Origin of the sequence: Vibrio sp. Y20_XG_PY13, assembly GCF_024181925.1 — a bacterium.
GTDB lineage: Bacteria > Pseudomonadota > Gammaproteobacteria > Enterobacterales > Vibrionaceae > Vibrio > Vibrio parahaemolyticus.
Genome location: NZ_JAMZAL010000040.1, coordinates 1 through 1,321 on the forward strand (window position 1 = coordinate 1; position 1,321 = coordinate 1,321).

At 42.6% G+C, this 1,321-nt stretch carries 1 protein-coding gene; it reads left to right on the top strand.

Annotated elements, in window-relative coordinates:
- The first annotated feature begins 68 nt into the window (after positions 1 to 68).
- Positions 69 to 1,085, top strand: coding sequence for an IS110 family transposase (locus tag NL646_RS23315; protein WP_248486329.1), 1,017 nt, complete (start codon positions 69 to 71; stop codon positions 1,083 to 1,085).
- Positions 1,086 to 1,321: the final 236 nt, after the last annotated feature.

Genomic DNA, 1,321 nt, shown 5'->3' on the forward strand with positions numbered 1-1,321 from the left:
TAATTAGATGGTACGCCCCACACCTACACTAAACTCAGCTATGTCGCTGAACTTCGGGAGGTGCCATCATGTCGGCTATTAAAATTATCGGTATTGATCTAGGTAAATCTACTTTCCATGTCGTTGGTCATGACTACACTGGCCAACAACTTTATAGACACAAATTCTCTAGATCAAAGTTACTTCAGTTTATCTCGGTTCATGAGCCAGTATTAATAGCAATGGAAGCTTGTTGTGGGGCGCACTGGCTTGCTAGAAAATGCCAAGAGTATGGGCATCAAGTTAAACTGATCCCTCCACAATATGTTAAGCCCTATGTTAAGAGTCATAAAAATGACTTCATTGATGCTGATGCGATTGCTGAAGCCGCAACTCGACCTAGGATGAGGTTTGTCTCACCTAAAACTGAGCAAGCGCAGCTAGGAGTAGTAATCCGAAGAATCAGAACAGGCTATATTCGAGAACGCACCGCAGTCATGAACCGTATAGGCTCAATCCTCACTGAATTTGGGTTCAGCTTTCCACGCGGACACGCAAATATGAGACGGCTTTTTCAGTGGTTGGCTGATACAGGCCAACAGGTTCCACCTTTGCTTATTTTTGAGTTGCGAAATCAGCTTGATCATTACAACGAGCTTAATAACAAAATCAAAGAACAAGACAAAAAGCTAGAGACTCTAAATAGTGGTAATGAGTTATTCACGATTTTACAAACAGTACCTGGAGTCGGGCCTATGACCGCTGCTTGCTGCATATCTTCGGTGTCCGATCCTGAAGATTTTTCTAATGGCCGCAACTTCGCTGCATGGCTGGGTCTCGTTCCATTTCAGTATTCAACAGGTGGGAAGCCGAGAATGCTTGGGATCTCTAAGCGTGGGAATAAAGAATTACGAGAACTCTTTATACACGCAGCCAGAGCAGTACTCTGGAGAGATGGAACGGCTGAAAAATATTTTGGTAAGTGGCTAATAGAGCTAAAGCATCGAAAGCCTTTCAATGTTGCTTTGGTAGCATTAGCGAATAAGCTAGCAAGGATTGCTTGGTCTGTTATGGCAACGAAAAAGCCTTTTGAAATAAGAATATAAATCAAGTTTGCATATGAAAATGAAAGATGACAAAACGGTTAGACCACCAGATTGAAGACCTTGTGGACAGAACAGCAACTTAGAGTGCTTTCTCATTTTTGAGGACAATCTGGCGCGGATCTCATCGTAGAGCTGGGGCTAAAGTAAATTGGTCTCAATTAGACTCTGAATACATTAGCGCAAACCAACTCCGTTTTTTTGGATTTTCACTTGCAAAACGGGGCGTACCATACATT